General features: G+C 62.7%; 4 protein-coding genes and 2 pseudogenes. All 6 read right to left on the reverse strand.

Annotated elements, in window-relative coordinates; genetic code table 11:
• Positions 1-943, reverse strand: a pseudogene (locus AHiyo1_RS24785) (helix-turn-helix transcriptional regulator); the annotation flags it as partial.
• Between the two features lie 328 nt (positions 944-1,271).
• Positions 1,272-2,051, reverse strand: coding sequence for a Gfo/Idh/MocA family protein (locus tag AHiyo1_RS13935; protein WP_253257344.1), 780 nt, complete (start codon positions 2,049-2,051; stop codon positions 1,272-1,274).
• Positions 2,052-2,075: 24 nt separating this feature from the next.
• Positions 2,076-2,464, reverse strand: a pseudogene (locus AHiyo1_RS27945) (Gfo/Idh/MocA family protein); the annotation flags it as partial.
• Complete coding sequence (locus AHiyo1_RS13940; RefSeq protein WP_059388968.1) at positions 2,353-3,069, reverse strand: ThuA domain-containing protein; 717 nt, start codon at positions 3,067-3,069, stop codon at positions 2,353-2,355. The gene AHiyo1_RS13940 and the pseudogene AHiyo1_RS27945, both read right to left, overlap by 112 nt.
• 57 nt (positions 3,070-3,126) lie before the next feature.
• Positions 3,127-4,023 (reverse strand): carbohydrate ABC transporter permease, encoded by an 897-nt coding sequence (locus AHiyo1_RS13945; RefSeq protein ID WP_059388967.1) that lies wholly within the window; start codon positions 4,021-4,023, stop codon positions 3,127-3,129.
• On the reverse strand, positions 4,020-4,938 hold a 919-nt coding region (locus AHiyo1_RS13950; RefSeq protein WP_253257346.1), incomplete at its 5' end, for a carbohydrate ABC transporter permease. The genes AHiyo1_RS13945 and AHiyo1_RS13950, both read right to left, overlap by 4 nt.

Below are 4,938 nucleotides of genomic sequence, written 5' to 3' on the forward strand. Positions count from 1 at the left end.
AACGGCTCAGCGTGGCTTCCTGGCGGTCCTTGCGCAGGGCAGGGATCGCGAGCTCTATCAGGTCCGCGGCCCGCTCGAAGTCCTGGGCGGCCAGTGCGTGGCGGATAGCTTCCGGAATGTCGCCGTTTTGTTCGTGCCAAAGGCTCGCGCGCTCGTGCAGTTCGTGGATGCGGCCTGGCTGCTCGTCCATGAGACGCGCCCGCAGCACGTCGGCGAAGAGGTGGTGATAGCGGTACCACCAGCGTCGGTCGTCGAGCTGAACCACGAACAGGTTCCCCCGATCGAGCGCCTCGAGCATTGCTTTACCGGTGTTTTGGCCGGTCACAGCGTCGCAGAGTTGACCGTTGAGCCGGTTCAGGATGGAGGTCTGCAGCAAGAAATTCCGGACGTCGTCGGGCTGGCGCTGGAGTACCTCTTCCGCGAGGTAATCGACGACGTACCGGTCATCACCTGCGAAACCCGCGATGAAGCCGGCAACGTCGCCCCTTCCCTGCATCGAGAGCGCCGCCAATTGGAGCGCGGCGATCCAGCCCTCCGCCCGCCCTTCGAGGGCGGCGATATCCTGCGCGGTGAGACCCAGTCCCATCACGGCGTTGAAGTAGGTGCCAGCTTCCTCCAGGGTGAAGCGGAGATCGGCGGCACGGATCTCGAGGAGCCTGCCGCGTGCCCTGAGTCGCGGGAGCGGCAAAGCTGGATCGGCACGGCTCGCGATGACCAGTTGCAGTTGCGAGGGCAGGTTCTCTACGAGAAAGGCCAGAGCCTCCTGCACGCCCTGATTGTCGATGACATGGTAATCGTCGAGCACCAACGTAAACCTGTCCTGACCACCCTGTAACTCGTTGATCAGGGTGGTCAGGAAGTCTTCAGTGCTCGATTGCGTGGACCGGAGTGCAGCGAGTGCTCTGGCGCCGATTCCGGTAGACGCCTTGTCCAGGGCAGCCACAAGGTAGGTCCAGAAGAGCACGGGATCGTTGTCCCGTTGGTCGAGTGAGAGCCAGGCGTGCGATCGGCCAGTGGCGGGCGAATCTGCCAGCCACTCGGCCAGCACCGTTGTTTTCCCGAAGCCGGCGGGAGCTGAAATGAGGATCAGCGTTTGCTCATCGGCCTGGCCCAGACGGCTGATCAGCCTGGGGCGGGCCACGAGAGCGCTCCGTGGCCCGGGAACGTGAAGTTTGGTCTCGAGCAATGGACCTGCCATCACGGACCTCCCTCGAGAGCCGGTCACTTTGCCTCGGCCCGGTGATCCCAGTGTAGTGCCGGTGAGTTTGCGCCTACCAGGTGTCGGGTGCCGCACCAAACGGCACAACGTCCGGCCTGTCGACCGTGCTGTCGACGTCAATGACCCGATGCTCCCGGCTCGCGCGTGTGATGGCATCCATAATCTCGAGGATGTGGAACGCTACCCGCCCGGAGGCGCGATGTGGGCGGTTTGTCTCGATCGCCCTGGCCATGTCTGCGAGACCATAACCTCGCCCGGCATCCTCATAGCCAGCAGAGGTTGGCGCCTCGCGCCGTTCCGGTTCTTCCCGGGTCATTAATTCGACGGGGTCTGAGAATCGGTTCGGGTCGGGGACGGCGATGGTGCCATCCGTGCCGTAGATCTCGAAGAGCGGAGTCCGGGTGGCCCAGACTTCGAAGCTGACCGTGATTGTGGTGATCACCCCGTTCGCATGTTCGAGGATCGCGCTGACATGGGTGTCGATCTCGACTGGAATCGGCGTGCCGGCCAGCGGTCCGGTCTCGACGGTTCGCGCACGGTTGGACCGAGTGGCCACTCCCGATACGCGGACAACCGGTCCGAAGAACATGACGAGGCTGGTCAGGTAGTAGGGACCCATATCGAATAGCGGGCCGCCTCCGGGTTCGTAGTAGAACAGTGGTGACGGGTGCCAACGTTCGTGTCCGGGTGCGGACCAGTGAACCTGCGCCGCGACCGGCGTGCCGATGGCACCTTCGTTGAGCAACTGCAGGGCCGTTTGGACGCCGGTGCCGAGGACGGTATCGGGCGCGCTCCCGACTCGAAGCCCCAAAGAGTCGGCGAGCTCCAGCATAGGGAGGGCGTCTTCCGGGGACAACGCAAGGGGCTTCTCGGCAAAGACGTGCTTGCCGGCGCGGAGCGCCCGGGTTCCGACTTCGACGTGCGCTGCGGGGATAGTCAGGTTGATGATTGAGTCGATGCGGTCGTCGGCGAGGAGTTCTTCGACACTCAGGCTTCGACGCCCTGTTCGGCGGCGACGGAGTGCGCACGTTCTTCGTTGATGTCTGCGACAGCGACGAGCTTGAGACCGGGCAGCTTCGGAAGGCTTTCAAAGTACTGTTCGCTGATCTTTCCGACGCCGATAACTCCGACGGTTAGCGGGACGCCCACAGCAGTCCCCTTTCGATGATGGTTTTGACGTTCGGGTTCTCGAGGATGTCTACACGGTGACCGGGCGTAGAGACGAAGATGCGGCCCTCGCCCCACTGCCTGGTCCAGATGGCGGGTGAGGTGATTTCGCGGTTCCACGGATCCCAGGGCCGGACGGCTTGGGTGGTGGTCGCGAGCACGTCGTTGTAGGTGTCGTGGAGCACCCAGTACTGCTCAGTGGTCAGCTCGAAGTCGACGATGCCTTCGGTGATCGGGTGCGAGGCTGCAGCTTCGCTCATGTTGATGGTGTGAAGGCGGTAGTTGTCAGCCTGTTCACCGGTCAGCTCTTCGGGGGCTTTGCCGGGGTGCGCAGCGAACTGGCCTCCGATCAACTGCAGATAGTCGGAGTTGTTGCGATAGGAGTCGGCGATGCCGCCATGCCAGCCTGCGAGTCCCGTTCCCGCTTCGACGGCGGATCTGAGACCTTCGAATTCTTCCTTCTCGATCGAGGTCATCGTGTTCGACTGCACGATGAGGTCGACCGAGGGCATGTAGGAGCTGTCGGCATAGACGGCGGGTGATTCCTCCACGCGCACCGTGTAGCCGCGCGCCTCGAGGAACGGGATGAAGAGGTTCGTGGCCTCGACGGGTTGGTGCCCGTCCCAACCGCCGCGCACGACGAGTGCGGTTTTGGTCGTGAATCGTGGATCAGGGGTACTCATGTTTTCCTTGCTGCCGCCATGCGGCATGGTTCGTTGATGCGTTCTTGCGGGCGTCTCTCAGCGGCTGGAAAGCGACCCGCCGATTCCGCCCACCGAGAAGTGCTTGTTGAGGAACGCGAACAGGATGATCGGCGGGAGCATCATCACGACGGCGACCGCCATGACGAGGCCCCAGTTGGTGGCGTTCTGCTGGAAGAAGGATTCCAAGCCGACCGGAAGGGTGTAGTTCGGGTCGGACCGGAGGAACACGACGGCGATGAGGTAGTCGTTCCAGGCCAGGAGAAACGAGAAGATCGCGGTTGAGAGGATACCCGGCAGGGAGTTCCGGAGGACGATCCGGGTGAACGAACCGAAGATCGAGGCACCGTCTATCCAGGCGGCTTCTTCAAGGGCGATGGGGATGGAGTCGTAGTAGGCAGCCATCATCCAGATGGCGACCGACATCGTGGCACCGACGTAGATGATCACGACGCCAAAGAGGCTGTCCACCAACCCGAGGTTCGCGAACAAGATGAAGAGCGGGATCGCCGACGTGACGACAGGCAGGGATTGCACGACGAACAGGATGAGCGAATATCCCGACACGAGCCGGTTGCGGGCCCTGGACAGAACGTAACCGGCGGGAGCCGCGACCGCGACGGCGACAACGACCGTGAAGGCGGTGATGACAAGGCTGTTGCCAAGCCAGGTCAGGACGGCCGTCTGCGTGAAGATGTTCCCGAAGTTCTCGAAGGTGAGACCTTCTGCGTTGGAGCCGAGTGACGGTGTCAGCGACAGTCCGAAGACGGCGACAATCGGGACCAGCACGACGGCGGTCATGAGCAGGATCAAGATGAAGCGGGGCCACTTGCCTCTCTGGCGGATGTCCTGTGAGGTCTGGCGGCCGGCCGGAGTCCCGCTCCTGTCCCGGGGTCCCGTCCGGACGTCTTCTTGGGGAGCACTGGTCGTTATCATTCGACGTTGACCTTTCGGATCTGGCGGTAAAGAACAACCGAGATCACCACGAGGACGAACGTCATCAGGAATGCGATGGCGACGCCCGGCCCGGTCTGGAAGTTCTGGAAGACGGTGAGGTAGGCGAGGAGGACGAGCGACGTCGTCGCATGTGCCGGACCCCCGCCGGTGAGCAGGAAGATCGTCGGGAAGTCGTTGACGCAGAAGATCGTCATCAGAATCCACGACACAAACGTCGTACGCGCAATCAGCGGGAGTGTTATCAGCCGGAACGACTGCCACCCTGTCGCCCCGTCGACCTTCGCCGCTTCGTAGACGTTCGTGTCGACTGAGGCGAGAGCCGAGGACATCATCATCATCATGAACGGGAACGAAATCCACACTTTGAAGAGGCAGACGACCACCTGCGCAAGCACCGGGTCTGCCAGGAAGAGCACGTTTCCGAAGCCTAGACGCTCAGCGATCACCGGAAGCGGGCTCTGGGGTGTTGCAACCAGCCAGTTCCACGACGTCGCGGAGACCACCGTCGGAACGATCCACGGCAGGAGAAGCAGTACCTTGAACAGCCCGCCGGCAGGGATGTGGGTGCGAAGCAGCAGGCTCAGCGCGAGTCCAACGAGCCAGGAGCCGAATACGCCAACAATCGTGAAGACGACGGTGAAGGACGTCGCCGACCAGAACGAGGGCTGGGCGAGGACGTCGCCGAAATTCTTCAATCCGACGAAGGGCCCGGTGTCGAGAAGGGTGCCGTCATGGAGTGCCTGAATCAAGGCATAGACGAGCGGGTAGACGTTGAGGAGCAGGAGGAGGATGAGCGATGGTGCTGCGAATGCTATGAGAGTCCAAGTACGCGGTGTAAACCGTTTCCTGGCCCGACCGGCGGGCGCCGGACCGGGCTTGCGTCCCGCCCCGGCC

Source organism: Arthrobacter sp. Hiyo1, from assembly GCF_001263615.2.
GTDB lineage: Bacteria > Actinomycetota > Actinomycetes > Actinomycetales > Micrococcaceae > Arthrobacter.